Origin of the sequence: Nostoc sp., from assembly GCF_036917975.1 — a bacterium.
In the GTDB taxonomy this organism is placed as follows: domain Bacteria; phylum Cyanobacteriota; class Cyanobacteriia; order Cyanobacteriales; family Nostocaceae; genus Nostoc.
On record NZ_JBALEJ010000024.1, the window covers coordinates 492098 to 507979 of the forward strand.

The window sequence follows — 15882 nt, forward strand, 5'->3', positions numbered from 1 at the left end:
CTACGCCCGTCGTAGATATCGCAATTATAAAGCGATCGCACTCGTAGTGGCGTGGCAAGGCTAAAATGTTGCAAAAAATTGTAGGTTGGGTGGGTTGGGTGGAGGCTTTGCGTAACCCAACATATATCAGGATATTGGGTTGCGCTCCGCTCCACCCAACCTACGTCTAATGCACAATTTTTTTGCTGAAACTCCCTTAAAACCTCGTTTCCAGCCGTAGGCTGGAAATGCAACTCAAAAGTGGCTCTGCCGCCAGCAAGCGAGGCGGAGCCTCTAGGACGGCATTCCCAGTCGGAGACTGGGAACGAGACAATATCTAAAAGCTTTTACTAGGCTAGTTTTCACGTTAAGTTGACACCAATGGGCACTGCCGTGCCCCTATCGGTGTACCTGACGCTTGTCGGGAAATGCTATAGCTCTTCAACAAAACCTTTAGCTTTAGTGTTCTTGTCCCGTTGGTCGGATGAGAATTTCGTTGACATTAACATGTGGTGGTTGCGTCAGGGCGTAAACGATCGCAGCAGCAATATCTTCGCTTTGCAGAGGTTGAATTGACTTGCGTCGTTCTTGAATCCGTTGTTTGGCAACAGGATCGGTAATTTGGTTGTCAATTTCCGTATCCACCAAACCAGGTTCAATGATGGTGACGCGAATGTTGTCTTTGTGGACTTCTTGGCGTAATGCTTCAGATAGGGCATTAACACCCCATTTGGTAGCATTGTAAACACCAATGCCCGCCCGCGCTGTCCGCCCGGCCACTGAGGAAATATTGACTATATGCCCCGATTTTTGCGCTTTCAATAAAGGCAAAACCGCATGAGTAGCATATAGCAATCCTAATACGTTGAGGTCAAAGGATCGCCGCCAGTCTGAGCTATTTCCAGCTTCAATAGTGCCGAGTAAAGCAATCCCTGCATTGTTAACAAGGATATCAACCCTTCCCAATTCAGCATTTGCCTTGGCCACCAAGTTATTTACCTGGGTTTCATCAGTTACATCAGTGACAATGGGCAATGCCTTGCCACCACTAGCTTCGATACGTTCTGCTAACGCTTGAATGCGATCGCCACGTCTAGCAGCGAGTACTACCGTTGCTCCAACTGAAGCCAGAGCGATCGCCGTTGCTTCTCCAATTCCTGCTGATGCACCAGTGATAATTGCTACTTTTCCTTCTAATTTACCTGTCATTTATCTAACTCCTTAATAATTGATAATTGGGCATTGGGTATTAGGCATTGGGCATTGGGCATTGGGTACTGGTTCTTGTTTCTCCCCCTGCCTCCCCTGCCTCCCTACTCCCTACTCCCTACTCCCTACTCCCTGCTCCCTGCTCCCCTGCACCCTGCCTTTTACTGATCCTCAAAACAGATGCAACTGCTGCCACACTCAGTATTATGGCTGCGAAGCGAAAAGTCCCTTGGAACCCTGCAACGATCGCATCAGGAGGGGCAACAGAGACATCTGCACCCGCAGACATGCTAGCGATCAAGGCTCCAAATACTGCCCCGATCAGAGAAACTCCTACGGTGTTCCCTGAGGTGCGTGACAAAGACAGCAACCCAGAAGCAATCCCTAGTCGTTCCCTTGGTACTGATCCCATAACAGTGCTGTTGTTAGGCGATTGGAATAAACCCAGTCCAATGCCGTAAATAAAATAGCGCGATACATAGCCTAGCTCAGTAATTTGAGCATCAAAGGTGCTGATCCCTAGACAGCCGCCAATCATCAAACCCAGCCCAATTGAACTGATCAATCTAGCACCAAAGCGGTCTGAAAGTGTTCCAGCCAAGGGGGCAATTAATCCACTAAGTACAGGCGATACGGCTAGTAGTAGCCCCACTTTTATCGTCGGATATTGCTTGACTCCCTCCAGAAAGAAAGGGACGATGAGTAGCGAACCACCAATGACAGTAAAGGCTAGCCAGCCACTCAGCAAACCCATACTCAACTGAAGATTGCGAAATAAGTGCAGTTCTAGTAGTGGCTGCTCTACGATCGCTTCAACTACTAAAAAAGTCGTGAAACTTAGAGTTGCGATCGCTAATAATACCAGAGCATTAGTACTGCTAAAGCCCTGGCTTTGCCCTTGCGTCATACCCAACCCAAAACTACCGAGGGTCAATAAAGCCAATATGGCTCCAAAAAAGTCAAATTTCTGTTTGCCCTCAACGCGTCCAGAAGGTGGCACCACGCGAGCTATTAAGAAACTAGCGATGATTCCCAGGGGTATATTGATGAAGAATATACTATGCCAGCCTGACAAGCTCAAGAGCAGTCCACCAGCAGAAGGGCCAAAAGCAATTCCCAGTGACACTACACTACCGATGACACCAACAGCCCGACCTCGTTCGGAAGAGGGAAAAACTTCTGTGATGATTGCCAAACCAAGCCCAGATATAAACACAGCACCTAGTCCTTGAAGTGCCCGAAAGCCAATCAACCACTCAATACTAGGTGCAAAACCACACAACAGCGAACTGAAAGTGAACAGAACAAGTCCCCCTTGGTATAAGGATTTCTTGCCCCACATATCCCCCAAACGCGTTGCTCCCAAAACTAAACCGGAACTGACCAACTGGTAACTCAATACAGCCCATTGGGTCGTAGGGAAACTCGTGCCAAAGGCTTGTACCAATGTGGGTAAAGCAACATTGATGATGCCCACATCTAGGGTAGACATGAACACCCCAAGTCCGACACCGAGTAAGACCCAATTTTTTTGAGAGCCTGATAAAGCCAGAGGTTCTGCTTGGAATTGTGCCAACGTTTAGCCTCCGCCTTTGATTTTACGTTTATGAATAGTTTGCATACGTATATTAATTGTAAAGTGATGTCCTTGCTACCAAGTTCAAAAAACTAAAGATCGGTTTGTCCTTGCTGAAGAAAGTATGGATTCAAGAGGCAGGATGGCTGCTATAGTTTGATTTATTGGGAATTTTGAATTGCTTAGACTGCCTGTGGTTGTTTTAATAACTGCACCTTGGGGGCAACCTCTTGGGCAAATAGTTTCATTGTTCGCTGGATATGTTCATTCGCCAGTCCTGGCAGATGAATCTTGATCCCCAAGCGGTCTATGTGAGTGGCTGCAACATACTCATTAAGTTGTGCGGCAACAGTTTCGGGGGAACCGACGATGTAATTAATGCGCTTCAACATATCTGCTAAGTCTTTTGGCGGCCCTGGGGGGATGCGTCCTTGACGCTGTGCTTCTGTGTATGCTGGTAACTTTTCTCTGAGGCTGAAGAATACTTCGGCTGATGAGGCAACTGTATTTTGAGCTTCGGCATCTGTCTGGGCAACGTACACTAGCCTAAATCCTCGCAATGCTCCAGTCCCACCGGCTTGTCGATAGATATCGCTATAGATGTTTTGAGCAGATGCACCTTCCCCTTGTCCGACTAATAGATTGAGACCAAGTTTAGCAGCTAAGACTATGGTTTCGCGATCGCGTACTCCTAACCAAAACAATTTTCCTAACCCTTGGCGGGGTAGTGGTGTAATTTGGGAGCCTTGGCGCTGGGGTGAAAGGTAGTCTAGGACTTCCAGAAGTTGCTCACGAAAGATTTGATGTTTTTCCTCTTGGCTGAAGCCAGTATGTTCCATATCAGCAGGACTTCCGTGGCCTAGTCCAAACATCACTCTGCCATTGGTTAGTAAATCCAGCAAAGATACGGATTCTGCAAAACGTAGTGGATTTTCTAAGGTGAGAATTTTAATTGCTGTGCCAAGTTTAATTCGGGTCGTTTCCCCTGCTAGCCTAGCGATGAACACTTCTGGAACTGGTAATCGACCATAAAAAGGCCGTTCTCTGATAAAATGATGCTCTCCAAAAGAGCAGGATTCAAAACCCAGTGTTTCAGCTAATTGCACATCAGCGATCGTCTGAGCAAAAAATTCCCGGTCTTCAATATTAGGAGTAGCCCACATTTGGTGGAACAGTCCAATCTGCATTATGATTACCCTCTGCAAATAGTTGGGTTGACCCTATTCAGTACTGAGTGCTGAGTCCTGAGCGCACTCCTTGAGCTATATCAACGATAATGTTCCCCATAATCCGATAAGTTGATAGAGATACTGTACTTTATACTAGTTAGCAAACTATCATAGACAACTCTAAGAAGCAAGCTCTAGAAGAAAACCACATTGCAGAGCGATCGCTTGACTTTGAAGATAGTTGCTATGAGATAGGCGATCGCGGCTGATCAAGTGCTAGGATTTCATTAACTCGATTCAGTGAACTCGTAATGAAAATCCAACAAATTCTTGATCGTCAAGAGATTGTTCATACCGATCCAGAAATTATGGGCGGAGTTCCTGTCTTTGTTGGCACACGGGTTCCCTTACAAACCTTTTTTGATTACCTAGAAGATGAATCAGGTTTGGCTGAGTTTCTGGAAGACTTTCCCCATCTGAAAACACCAGCATTACAAGTTTTGGAAGCGATCGCGAAAGCGATGCTAGACATAGATGATTTGCAGCACTTAGTTGTGATAAATAAAGCGATCGCCCAACCACGGTCGATCTGCCTACTCAATCCAGTCTATGGGAGATGGGCGATCGCAATTCTCAAACGAAGGATGCGACTGACCGCAGTATGGTAGTTACCAATAGCGAATGACTCCATAATTGTCTAGCACTGCATCCACGCTAATGATCGGCATCTTTTCTCTGAGTGCTTGGGCAACCAAAAGCCGATCAAAAGGATCTTTATGATGGAATGGCAGAGTCACGATCGCAGCTGCATGAGCAATTTTAATCGGTAATATTTCCAATTCGTTAACTTGGATTTGATGCTCCATCCACGTTTCAAAATTTCCCGGAATTTGATACTTACCAATACTAACTTTGATCGCAATTTCCCAATTGTTGCAGGACTGAGCAAGATGTCATTGAGGGGATCGACAATCAAATCACGGGCGACTTGACTAAGGGCGCGATCGTTGAGTAAAAACCAGAGGAATGCCTGAGTATCGAGCAGAAACTTCATGGTATGTAGTCGTGAAAGTCTTTCAAGTGGGTTTCGTCTTCGGACAGGATGCTTAGGGTTCCGATTGCACTACCAGGCGTGCGGGGCTTGCGGGGTGGTTGGAGTTCAGCAATTAGTCTGGCGACAGTGCGTAGGCGTAGCCCGTCGTAGACATCGCCTACAAAAATCTGCACTTCTTCACCGGGTTGCAGATTTGCAATCAGTTCGGGTAAACGAAGTTGAGCTTCTGTTAATGGAATCCGTGTCATTTTTTTGTGTTTTTATGTGACTGCTCTTGCTTAATTTTACAGGTATCTAGAATCAGTGCGATCGTACTTTGTTTGAGCTAATGATGATAATTCGATGACGATCGCCTGAGCCAATTTTCCCTGATTCTGGCGATCGCTTGACCTTTAAGATAGTTGCTATCAGATTAGGCGATCGCACTTTGTTTGAGCTAATGAATGTTGGGTTTCCTTACGTCAAAGGAACCTACAAGATCAGGCGAGATTCTTTACCATCAACGGTTAGCGTACCTATAATGCCTGCTGTGCAACCTCGCTGGTCAATATGGAAACCCGCTCCTGCACCACGAATCCAGGTTCCCGTTAAATTGGTGATAGGCGGCTGATGAGGGAAATTGTCAAAATCCTTTTGATATTCATCACTATTAGGACTTACGCATTGACAGAAAAGCCAAAATAGCAAGTATAGTTTTCAAGGCTTATAGCGAGATTTTTCAATGATATTTTGGCGATCGCACCCAATCAAGGGAGATTGATAAAAGCCTGAAACAACGTATTTACGTTGATACACAAGATAGTTATTTTGTACAGTGCGTAAGTCCTAACTATATTGAGATGAAGCAATTGGTTTCGGCTGGTTTCCGGTGGGAATCTTTGGAATGTTTATACAAATCCCCAGAAAACAGTCTGCAACTTTCTGTTTCTGCTCCTCTTCCTGCACAGTACGGACATTATCCAAGGCAGCAACCCTACTTGAAGGACTAGCAGCCTCTGCCTTGCCGTAATCGTGAAGTAAATAATAACTGCTGACCGGGTTAAAGCCCATCACTCCGCAGAGCAGGACAGATACAATCCTTCGCAGAAAAACAATATTTGTAACAAATAGAAAAGTAATGATACCAATAAAAATAAAACGCAGCGATCGCATATTGAAGCTTTAATAGACTGAATAATATCCAAAGTGACAATACAATGCTCCTTTAGATTTAATCCAGTGATTTTACATATCTTAATTAGATATGCTTTTTTTACCTGACATTAACCATATCATTGCTGAGTGCATAGCAGCTTTCGTAGGGTGCGTTAATGAAAGAATAAAATTGCTCCAATTAGAGTGGCGATCGCTATGAACATTAGCTCCATCAATGAGAACTGTTCCGATGGGATCGTAGAGGGAGTATCTTAGGTCAGCGCTACCATCCAGGGTATCGTAGAAGAATTGTTGCCCCACTTCCCCAGTAAAAGTGTAAGTGTGCTGCCCTCCCTTTTTAGCGATCGCGTCACTCACGGTGTTATTCAGTGCCAATAAAGCTTCTGACCCTGAGCAACCATAAAGCGATACAGATGATCCTGCATTGAGTTGGTTCGCGATCGCTCGGACTGTATTTTTAAAGAGAGGAGTTGTTGGGGAAGTGTCTTTTTCCCTACACCCCTACACTCGCCCCAACGGGGCTTGGTAAGCTGTTGTGATTATATGTTTGCACAGTGAGGCGGCAGGGGAGCAGGGAGCAAGGGAGAGGATTTACAGGTTTTGCCTAATCATGCAAGTGATGCAATTTGCAGGCGCAACAGCTTAAAATCGCTGTCTTTCTTGACCCTCAAGGCATTAATTCTTTTTGTTCTCTCAAAATAAGCATATGTACAGTAGACATCTCCAGAAATTAAATATGCGTTATCCATAACCCTTGTAGAGACGTAGCAGTGCTACGTCAAAACAATTCTTTTTCGGAGATGTCTAGTACAAGAAGGCAAAAGTAAAAAGGCAAAAGTAAAAAGAAAGAAAGAATGCTTATTTTGTAAGGTTTCTGGCTATTTTAAATGGTTGGTTTATTTACGCCGTGTTGTACTAGTTAATACTCCCATTGCAAACATCTCTAAATTTTTAATTTTCAATGAAGATGTATTGAAAATAACTACGATTTTCAGGAAATAGGTCAGAATGGGAGAACTAAATATTAGAGTCAGTGCCCTTTAATACAAACGTTGTAAGATTGCAGCATAATTTGTTGTGTAATTCATCTTTTAATATAATTTCAAATTGGCTAAACAGAAAAATAAAATGCTAGCAAATCAACCTCAAATATCATTATCACAAAATAACTTAGAACGAGATAATTTAACATTATCTATCTTGAAAAAATCTGAAAAACACCTACTGTACGAGTGTAATCATACTCAAATTTATTATTCTCAGCAAGCGTGTATTCATAACTTGTTTGAAGCACAAGTAGAACTGACACCTGAGGCTGTAGCGGTGGTGTTTGAAGACCAACAGTTAACCTACCGTGAGTTGAATATCAAAGCCAATCAACTAGCACAATACTTACAAAATTTAGGTGTAGGACCTGATGTCCTCGTTGGCATCTGTGTAGAACGCTCTTTAGAAATGATAGTGGGATTGTTAGGTATTCTCAAGGCGGGTGGAGCCTATGCGCCACTTGATCCAAATTATCCAATTGATCGCCTCGCTTTTATCTTAGAAGATGCTCAAGTTTCAGTATTGCTAACACAAAAGCACTTATTAAATAATCTTCCTCAAAACCATATTCAAGTTTTCTGCCTTGATTCTGAGAGAGAAATCCTATCTCAATACAGTTCAGAAAACCCCGCGAGTTCAGTAACATCTGAAAACTTAGCCTACATAATTTATACTTCAGGTTCTACAGGTAAGCCCAAAGGTGTATTAATTAATCACTCCAATGTTGTCCGCTTATTTAAAGCTACTGAACACTGGTATAACTTTAACCAACAGGATGTCTGGACGCTGTTTCACTCCTTTGCCTTTGACTTTTCTGTGTGGGAAATTTGGGGTGCATTAATTTATGGCGGACGGTTAGTTGTAGTGCCATATTTAGTTAGCCGTTCTCCAGAAGCCTTCTATGAATTACTCTGCAAAGAAAAAGTTACAGTTCTCAATCAAACCCCTTCAGCTTTTCAACAATTAATCCACACAGAACAGACAATTACTGATTCTGGAAACTTAACTCTACGTTGGGTAATCTTTGGTGGGGAAGCATTAGAAATTCAAAGCTTAAAGCCTTGGTTTACTCGTCACGGGTATGAGTCTCCAAGGTTGGTGAATATGTACGGTATTACAGAAACTACCGTTCATGTTACCTATCGTCCAATTACAGAAGATGACTTGAGACCAGGAGCAGGGAGTGTGATTGGTTGTCCAATTCCTGACTTGCAATTGTATCTGCTAGATGAGCATAAACAGTTAGTTACCGTTGGTGTTCCTGGTGAAATGTATGTGGGAGGTGCAGGTTTAGCTCGTGGCTATCTCAATCGTCCCGATTTGACTACGAAAGCTTTTATTGCTAACCCCTTAAGTAACGATCCGCAGGCGCGGCTTTATAAAACAGGTGATTTAGCAAGATATCTACCCAATGGAGACATAGAATATCTCGGTCGCATTGACCATCAGGTGAAGATTCGTGGCTTCCGAATTGAACTAGGCGAAATTGAAAGAGAAATTGCTCAACATCCTGAAGTTCGTGAAACTGTCGTTCTCGCTCGCCAAGAAGAAACAGGCGAAAAGCAGTTAGTTGCTTATGTTGTTCCTCATCAAAACAGTAGCTACACGTCCAATCAATTGCGTAGCTTTTTAGAGCAGCGATTACCTAGTCACATGCTGCCATCAGCTTTTGTGTTATTAGAATCAATGCCTTTGACTGTAAATGGCAAACTAGATAGACAGAAATTGCCAGCACCAAGTAGAGAACGTCCGCAACTAGAACAAGCGTATATTTCTCCCCAAACCGATTTAGAGCTTCTGCTGGCGGGTATTTTGTCCGATTTGCTCAAAATCGATCGCATTGGAATTGATGATAATTTCTTTGATTTGGGAGGAAGTTCAATCTCAATTCTGCAAGTTGCTGTACGAGTACAAAAAGAACTTGGGATTCAGCTACCGACTGTGAAGCTATTTCAGTATTCAACAATTGCCTCATTAGCAAACTATTTGCATTCAAACCAGAATAGCCAACCGTCTTCTGACAAGCTGCAAAATCGCGCCCAACGCCAACAAGCCGTTCGGACTCGTCGCCGTAATCATCAACAAGGTGTTTAAGCAATGGTAAATATGCAAGCATCCGAGAACCAAGATCCTATTGATGGTGTTGCCATTATTGGCATGGTAGGAAGATTTCCTGGCGCTGGAAATGTCGATGAGTTGTGGCGCAATCTGTGTGAGGGATTAGAGTCAACGACTTTTTTTCAAGATGAGGAGCTAGATCCTAGTATTGACCCGAACCTTTGCAAAGATCCTAGCTACGTAAAAGCTAGAGGAATCATTTCTGGGGGAGAAACCTTTGATGCCGCATTCTTTGGCATTAATCCCTTGGAAGCTGTGGTTATGGACCCACAGGCGAGAGTTTTTCTGGAGTTGGTTTATGAAGCTCTAGAAAATGCTGGTTATCAATCAGAATCTTTTGAGGGTTTGATTGGTTTGTACGCTGGTTGTGGTCAAAATACTTATTTTGCTAACCACATTGCTGGTCGTATGGAAATTGTCGATCGCATCGGTGAGTTCCAGACGATGTTAGCCAATGAAAAAGACTTTTTAACCACTCGTGCTGCTTACAAGCTCAACCTGAAAGGCCCGGCTGTCAGTGTAAATACTGCCTGTTCCACATCTTTAGTAGCAGTTATTCAAGCCTGTCAAGCTCTAAGCAACTATCAATGCGATATGGCTTTGGCAGGTGGTGTATCTATGACTACACCTCAAAACAGCGGTTATATAGCTCAAGAAGGCAGTATGCTCTCTGGGGATGGGCATTGTCGTCCCTTTGATGCCAGCGCTCAGGGCACAATGTTTAACAATGGTGCAGGAGTAGTTGTCCTCAAGCGTTTAGAAGATGCACTCAATGATGGCGATCGCATCTATGCTGTCATTCGAGGTTCTGGTATCAATAATGACGGTGCTGATAAGGTGAGCTTTACGGCTCCCAGTGTCGATGGACAAGCAGAGGCCATTGCAATGGCCCAAGCTGATGCCAACTTTCACCCAGAAACTATCTCTTATATTGAAGCTCACGGTACAGCTACACCTTTAGGCGACCCAATTGAAATTGAAGCACTAACCCAAGCATTTCGTGTACATACAGATGCTAAACAATTTTGTGCGATCGGTTCTCTTAAAAGCAATGTCGGACATTTAGTTGCGGCGGCTGGGGTAGCAGGGTTAATTAAAACCGCTCTCGCCCTGCATTATAAAAAGATTCCCCCTAGTTTAAATTTTGAAGCTCCCAACCCCAAGATTGACTTTGCCAACAGCCCCTTCTATGTAAATACCCAACTAGCTGAATGGTCAGAAGGTAAAACTCCGCGACGAGCCGGTGTAAGTTCTTTTGGTGTCGGCGGTACTAATGCTCATATTGTGCTAGAAGAAGCACCTTTAAAAATTCAAAATGACGCTCTCTACGAGACGCTTCGCGAACGCGGACTCGCTAACGCTGCGCTAACAAAATTCAAAATTCAAAAAAAAGAAGAATTTGAGCGCCCAAAGCAGCTATTGTTGCTCTCGGCAAAAACTAGTAAAGCTTTAGAGGCTGCAACCGCAAATTTACAGCAACATCTCCAGTACAATGCAGAAATTAACTTAGCCGATGTAGCTTATACTCTACAACGAGGGCGCAAAGCTTTTAACTACCGACGCAGTATAGTTTGTCACGATATCACAGATGCGATCGCAGCCCTGCAATCTTTAGATCCAAATCAAGTAAATACCCGTCATCTAGAAATCCGCAATCCAGCCGTTGTCTTCATGTTCCCCGGACAAGGATCGCAATATGTGGACATGGGACTAAATCTCTACAACAGCGAACCTGTGTTTCAGGAGGTAGTAGATGAATGTGCTGAAATCCTTAAACCTCTACTGGGCAAGGATTTACGAGAAATTATCTATCCAGCGCTGGGCGATGCCTACGGCGGGCTACGCCTACGCGAAACTGCGGCTATTTCCCTACGGCAAACCTGCTTTACCCAACCAGCATTGTTTGTCATTGAATATGCTTTAGCGCAACTTTGGCAAAGTTGGGGAGTCAAGCCCCAAGCCATGATTGGCCACAGCATTGGCGAATTTGTCGCCGCCTGTATCGCGGGTGTATTTACCTTAAAAGATGCGCTGATGCTGGTGGCAACTCGCGGTCGCTTAATGTGGGAGTTACCAGCAGGGGCAATGCTTTCAGTGTGCCTACCAGCCAAAGAAGTAGAGCCGCGATTGAGTGCAGAACTGGCGATCGCCGCAATTAATGGCCCTTCCCTCTGTGTAGTTTCTGGCCCCATAGAGGCGATCGCGGCTCTGCAAAAACAACTAGAAAGTGAAGAAGTCGTCTGTCGCTATTTACACACTTCCCACGCTTTCCATTCCCCAATGATGGATAGCATCATTCACCCCTTTGCAGAGGTAGTTGGAAAGGTTAAATTATCACCACCCCAAATTCCCTTTGTTTCTACAGTTACCGCCGACTGGATTACAGCCCAGCAAGCAACCGATCCGATGTATTGGGCTACACATCTACGCCAGACTGTGCGATTTGCGGAGGGCGTACAAACCATCTGGCAGCAGCCAGAGCGCGTACTGTTAGAAGTGGGGCCAAGAATCACAACTACGACCTTAGCCCGCCAACAAGCAAAAGATATTAAACAACAGATTGCGGTTGCTTCTCTAAGTGATAACACTGAGAACGAAGCCGAATGGACAGCATTACTCAAGGCGGTAGGACAACTGTGGTTATCAGGAGTATCTATTGACTGGGGTAATTTCTATCAAAGAGAAACGCGACAACGAATTCCTCTACCTACTTATCCCTTTGAACGTCAACGCTTCTGGATTGATCCTCCACCTCATCCCAATCGTGCAGCAACTCCCAAACTTTTAAATCCCCAATTATTAGAAAAGGCTCAAACTATGACAACATCCCTTCAGCAAAAGCTTATTCCCCTGCTCAAAGAAATTATCGAAGAAACTTCAGGATTGGAAATCGCTAGTGTTGACGACTCGACAACATTTTTAGAAATGGGATTAGATTCCTTATCTCTGACACAAGTTGGGCTAGCTTTGAAGAAAAAATTTAAAGTCAAAGTCACACTTAGGCATTTACTAGAAATTTGCCCAAATTTAGGAACGCTAGCTGACTTAATCAATCAAGGCTTATCTCCCGAAACTTTATCTGCACTAGGATTAACAGAAACCGTTGCAAACCCCATTCCAGAAGCACCATTGCCATTACCTGCAACCACATCACCCACTTTGGTAGTGCATGAAGTTCATACAAATGGATCTGCGTCTCAGATTTCTACTCAACCTGCTGCATCTAGTGTCTTAGAAAATGTTATTAATCAGCAGCTACAAATTATGAGCCAGCAATTGGCGCTATTGGGTAACAACAGTCAATCTGTAACAATCCCAATTGTAGCTGCGGCAACATCTCAAAATAATCATATCAAGCCAGAAAATGCTGTATCTATCCCCCCAACCCAAACCAGCAAAGAATCAGTATTGGTAGATACAGAGTCAAATGGTGCTAAAAAGCCATTTGGTGCAGCAGCTCGAATTGAAAAGACCCAGACTAAAACTCTGACAGCACAACAACGTACTCATCTAGACAAAATTATCCAAAGATATACACAACGGACTCAAAAATCCAAAGAATTTACTCAATCTCATCGCCCTTATTTAGCAGATCCAAGAACTGTTTCTGGCTTTAACCCGACGATGAAAGAGATGGTTTATCCCATCGTGACATCTCGTTCATCAGGTTCTAAACTTTGGGATGTTGATGGCAATGAATATGTCGATTTAAGCAACGGCTTTGGCTTGAATTTATTTGGTTGGTCGCCACCTTTCATTACTGAAGCAATTGAAGCACAACTGAAACTCGGCATGGAAATTGGACCGCAAACTCCCTTAGTTGGAGAAGTGGCGCGGCTAATGTGTGAGGTGACGAACTTTGACCGAGTAGCTTTTTGCAACACAGGTTCGGAAGCAGTTCTAGGAGCGATGCGGATGGTACGCACCATCACAGGACGTAACTTAATCGCCATCTTTTCTGGAGCTTATCACGGTATTTTGGATGAAGTAATTGTTCGGGGTACAAAGAAACTCCGGTCAATTCCAGCGGCTCCTGGTATCCCACCCGAAATGGTAGAGAACATTTTGGTGTTAGAGTATGGTTCGCCTGAGTCTCTAGAAATCCTCCAAGAGCGGGCTGATGAGTTAGCAGCAGTAATGGTGGAATCTGTGCAAAGCCGTCGCCCTGAATACCAACCCAAGGAATTCCTTCACCAATTGCGTGATTTCACTAAAAAAGCTGGTATTGCTCTGATTTTCGATGAAATTGTTACCGGATTCAGAATTCATCAAGGTGGCGCTCAGGCACATTTCGGTATAAAGGCTGATATCGCAACCTATGGCAAGATTGTGGGCGGTGGGCTACCAATTGGAGTCATTGCTGGCAAATCACAATACATGGATGCTCTAGATGGTGGGTTTTGGCAGTTTGGGGATGACTCCGTTCCAGAGGTAGGCGTGACTTACTTTGCCGGCACCTTTGTCCGCCATCCTCTAGCACTAGCAGCCGCCAAAGCAGTACTTCAACATTTAAAACAAAGTGGCCCCAGCTTGCAGCAAAATCTCAATGCAAGAACCGATAAGTTTGTAGCAGAACTGATGGGTTATTTCCAGCAAGTTCAAGCACCGTTCACAGTCTATAATTTCGGCTCCCTTTTCATGGTGAAGCCTTTACCAGAGTTCCCCTACGGAGATTTGCTGTATTACTTGCTGCGGGATAAAGGAGTACATATTTGGGATCACCGTCCTTGCTTCTTGACCACAGCTCATTCTGAAGCCGATCTGGCTTTAGTAATGGCAGCTTTTAAAGAGACTATTGCCGAAATGCAGGCTGCTGGCTTCTTGTCTGCACCGCCCATAGAAGTAACAAACCGCGAAATTACCAATAACAGTTTACGCAATCGTCCTCCGCAACCTAATGCCAAATTAGGACGAGATCCCCAAGGGAACCCTGCCTGGTATATCCCCGATACCGAGCGTCCTGGAAAATATTTACAAGTTGCAAGTGTTTCCTGAAGTGTTTTGAAACAGCCTTTTTTCTCGAAAAAGTAACAAAAAATCTTCCAACATTAAGGTTTTAATATGACTTTGATAGCTTCCTTTGATAAAGATTATTTCAGACAGCTAAAACAACAAATGGTAAAACGGCTAAAGCAAAGTTTCAGAAAAATTGTGACAAAAGTCCCAGTTATATCTGATTACTACCAATACCATTGGTTATTTAACCAAAATATTACTGCGTGTCGGGGTGTTTATAGTACATTTGCAGAGGCTTTGCAAGCGATCCCTAAAGGCGCTAAGGCTGGCTACAACCAACCTGAAATTCATAACCACCGTTCAGTAGCAAAGTTGACTACTGCTTGGGAGGCAAATGAGTTCAATTCCCAGGACTATCCGGTTGTTGCATGGCTAGGATCTGCATTCGCTAATAGTTCAACTATTTTCGATATCGGCGGTAACGTAGGACATGCTTACTATACTTACAAAAAGTTTCTGCAATATCCCAATGATCTTCGGTGGATAGTGTGTGACATACCAGAGGTGATTAAAGCGGGAGAACAATTGGCAAGAAAAGCCGATAACCCAGGCTTGTCTTTTACGACGCAATTTGCCGATGCTGAAGGTGCAGAAATATTGCTCACTTGCGGTGCTCTGCAATATATAGAACCATCACTGTCTGAAATGTTGGGACAGTTGAAGACAAAGCCACGCCACATCTTGATTAACCGAGTACCATTTTATGATGGGGAAAAGTTTATCACATTACAAAATATTGGTTACGCTTTTTGCCCATATAAAATCCAGAATCGCCCTGAATTTATCGCATCTTTGTCCTCACTTGGCTATGAATTAATCGATACTTGGACATGGTATCGTACTTGTCACATTCCGTTTAATCCCGATCGTTTTGTACGCAATTATTACGGCTTTTATCTACGACTTAGTGATTAGCTACAATCAATTTTGTGATTGTTAGATTGAAATTGCTGCACAATTAAAGACTGGCTCTTGTGTTTTGGTCATATCAAAATGACCAAAACACAAGAAACTAATAAATAGTATATCCATTAAACGAGTATAATCATCATTCTGAAAATAATCATTAATTCCTTGTTTTTTACTCATTAGTAAACTCTAATACAATCAATGTATAAACACATTAAATCTCTCAATTATCTGCGTGGTATAGCAGCTTTAATTGTTGTTACACTCCACTTTTCGTATTACGCTTTACCTAAAGCAGGTTCAACTTTATCAAACTATAGTGATTTCTTTAAAAATGGATTCGGCACTATATCTTACTCAATTTATATGGTTCATTGGTTTGTTCAAGAACTGTTAAAACTATTATGGCTTTATAATTTTCATGAGGTTTTTGGCACAATATTCACAAACTATCAAGCATTGACATCTTTAGGATTATTTCTTATGATTGTATTATTGGCTGCATCATTGACATATAGATTTATAAAAGTGCCAGCGCGGAATTATTTAAAATCTACAATCGTAGGTAAATAATGTATTAAAGTTAGTAGTTTGCCAAGAGAAATTTAAATTTAAACACATTGAATAAATTGAGAAAATAAGAGAGTTTT

The 15882-nt window shown here is 43.3% G+C and carries 14 protein-coding genes and 1 pseudogene; 5 read left to right on the top strand and 10 right to left on the bottom strand.

Annotation, left to right across the window (positions count from 1 at the left end; genetic code table 11):
- Positions 1 to 438 precede the first annotated feature (438 nt).
- The 3 genes from V7K76_RS10610 to V7K76_RS10620 all read right to left on the bottom strand — a co-directional run bounded on the left by V7K76_RS10610 (position 439) and on the right by V7K76_RS10620 (position 3951).
- Positions 439 to 1188, bottom strand: a complete 750-nt coding sequence (locus V7K76_RS10610; protein ID WP_334776639.1) for an SDR family NAD(P)-dependent oxidoreductase — start codon at positions 1186 to 1188, stop codon at positions 439 to 441.
- A 118-nt stretch (positions 1189 to 1306) separates the two neighbouring features.
- Positions 1307 to 2764, bottom strand: a complete 1458-nt coding sequence (locus V7K76_RS10615; protein WP_334776641.1) for an MFS transporter — start codon at positions 2762 to 2764, stop codon at positions 1307 to 1309.
- Between the two features lie 182 nt (positions 2765 to 2946).
- A complete protein-coding gene (locus V7K76_RS10620; RefSeq protein WP_334776643.1) occupies positions 2947 to 3951 on the bottom strand; it encodes an LLM class flavin-dependent oxidoreductase in 1005 nt (334 codons plus the stop codon).
- A gap of 293 nt (positions 3952 to 4244) precedes the next feature.
- On the opposite strand from V7K76_RS10620, the gene V7K76_RS10625 reads away from it, so the two are divergent.
- Complete coding sequence (locus V7K76_RS10625; RefSeq protein ID WP_334776644.1) at positions 4245 to 4601, top strand: DUF433 domain-containing protein; 357 nt, start codon at positions 4245 to 4247, stop codon at positions 4599 to 4601.
- Here the strand turns inward: V7K76_RS10625 and V7K76_RS10630 are convergent, their stop codons facing one another.
- From V7K76_RS10630 to V7K76_RS10660, 7 genes are all read right to left on the bottom strand, one after another.
- Positions 4602 to 4838, bottom strand: a complete 237-nt coding sequence (locus tag V7K76_RS10630) for a type II toxin-antitoxin system VapC family toxin (RefSeq protein ID WP_334776697.1) — start codon at positions 4836 to 4838, stop codon at positions 4602 to 4604.
- Positions 4727 to 4987, bottom strand: coding sequence for a hypothetical protein (locus V7K76_RS10635; RefSeq protein ID WP_334776645.1), 261 nt, complete (start codon positions 4985 to 4987; stop codon positions 4727 to 4729). The genes V7K76_RS10630 and V7K76_RS10635 overlap by 112 nt, the downstream gene beginning before the upstream one ends.
- On the bottom strand, positions 4984 to 5235 hold the full coding sequence (locus V7K76_RS10640; RefSeq protein ID WP_334776646.1) for a type II toxin-antitoxin system Phd/YefM family antitoxin: 252 nt from the start codon (positions 5233 to 5235) through the stop codon (positions 4984 to 4986). The genes V7K76_RS10635 and V7K76_RS10640 overlap by 4 nt, the downstream gene beginning before the upstream one ends.
- 52 nt (positions 5236 to 5287) lie before the next feature.
- A complete protein-coding gene (locus tag V7K76_RS10645; RefSeq protein ID WP_334776647.1) occupies positions 5288 to 5413 on the bottom strand; it encodes a hypothetical protein in 126 nt (41 codons plus the stop codon).
- A gap of 45 nt (positions 5414 to 5458) precedes the next feature.
- The gene (locus tag V7K76_RS10650; RefSeq protein ID WP_334776648.1) at positions 5459 to 5674 is read right to left on the bottom strand and encodes a hypothetical protein; all 216 of its coding nucleotides are present in this window, start codon (positions 5672 to 5674) and stop codon (positions 5459 to 5461) included.
- A 138-nt stretch (positions 5675 to 5812) separates the two neighbouring features.
- Positions 5813 to 6139: a hypothetical protein gene (locus V7K76_RS10655; RefSeq protein ID WP_334776649.1), complete on the bottom strand. Its 327-nt coding sequence runs from the start codon at positions 6137 to 6139 to the stop codon at positions 5813 to 5815.
- Positions 6140 to 6220: 81 nt separating this feature from the next.
- Complete coding sequence (locus tag V7K76_RS10660; RefSeq protein ID WP_334776650.1) at positions 6221 to 6517, bottom strand: hypothetical protein; 297 nt, start codon at positions 6515 to 6517, stop codon at positions 6221 to 6223.
- A gap of 846 nt (positions 6518 to 7363) precedes the next feature.
- Here V7K76_RS10660 and V7K76_RS10665 point away from each other — a divergent pair.
- The 4 genes and pseudogenes from V7K76_RS10665 to V7K76_RS10680 form a co-directional block, all read left to right on the top strand.
- A pseudogene (locus V7K76_RS10665) lies at positions 7364 to 9283 on the top strand (non-ribosomal peptide synthetase); the annotation flags it as partial.
- A gap of 3 nt (positions 9284 to 9286) precedes the next feature.
- Complete coding sequence (locus tag V7K76_RS10670) at positions 9287 to 14302, top strand: aminotransferase class III-fold pyridoxal phosphate-dependent enzyme (RefSeq protein ID WP_334776652.1); 5016 nt, start codon at positions 9287 to 9289, stop codon at positions 14300 to 14302.
- 66 nt (positions 14303 to 14368) lie between these two features.
- Positions 14369 to 15238 (top strand): TIGR04325 family methyltransferase, encoded by an 870-nt coding sequence (locus V7K76_RS10675; protein WP_334776653.1) that lies wholly within the window; start codon positions 14369 to 14371, stop codon positions 15236 to 15238.
- 195 nt (positions 15239 to 15433) lie between these two features.
- Positions 15434 to 15805, top strand: a complete 372-nt coding sequence (locus V7K76_RS10680) for a hypothetical protein (protein WP_335029764.1) — start codon at positions 15434 to 15436, stop codon at positions 15803 to 15805.
- Positions 15806 to 15882: the final 77 nt, after the last annotated feature.

Coding starts and splice junctions, on each gene's coding strand:
- V7K76_RS10610 (WP_334776639.1), bottom strand. CDS start 1,188: ATGACAGGTAAATTAGAAGGAAAAGTAGCAATTATCACTGGTGCATCA.
- V7K76_RS10620 (WP_334776643.1), bottom strand. CDS start 3,951: ATGCAGATTGGACTGTTCCACCAAATGTGGGCTACTCCTAATATTGAA.
- V7K76_RS10625 (WP_334776644.1), top strand. CDS start 4,245: ATGAAAATCCAACAAATTCTTGATCGTCAAGAGATTGTTCATACCGAT.
- V7K76_RS10635 (WP_334776645.1), bottom strand. CDS start 4,987: ATGAAGTTTCTGCTCGATACTCAGGCATTCCTCTGGTTTTTACTCAAC.
- V7K76_RS10640 (WP_334776646.1), bottom strand. CDS start 5,235: ATGACACGGATTCCATTAACAGAAGCTCAACTTCGTTTACCCGAACTG.
- V7K76_RS10655 (WP_334776649.1), bottom strand. CDS start 6,139: ATGCGATCGCTGCGTTTTATTTTTATTGGTATCATTACTTTTCTATTT.
- V7K76_RS10670 (WP_334776652.1), top strand. CDS start 9,287: ATGGTAAATATGCAAGCATCCGAGAACCAAGATCCTATTGATGGTGTT.
- V7K76_RS10675 (WP_334776653.1), top strand. CDS start 14,369: ATGACTTTGATAGCTTCCTTTGATAAAGATTATTTCAGACAGCTAAAA.
- V7K76_RS10680 (WP_335029764.1), top strand. CDS start 15,434: ATGTATAAACACATTAAATCTCTCAATTATCTGCGTGGTATAGCAGCT.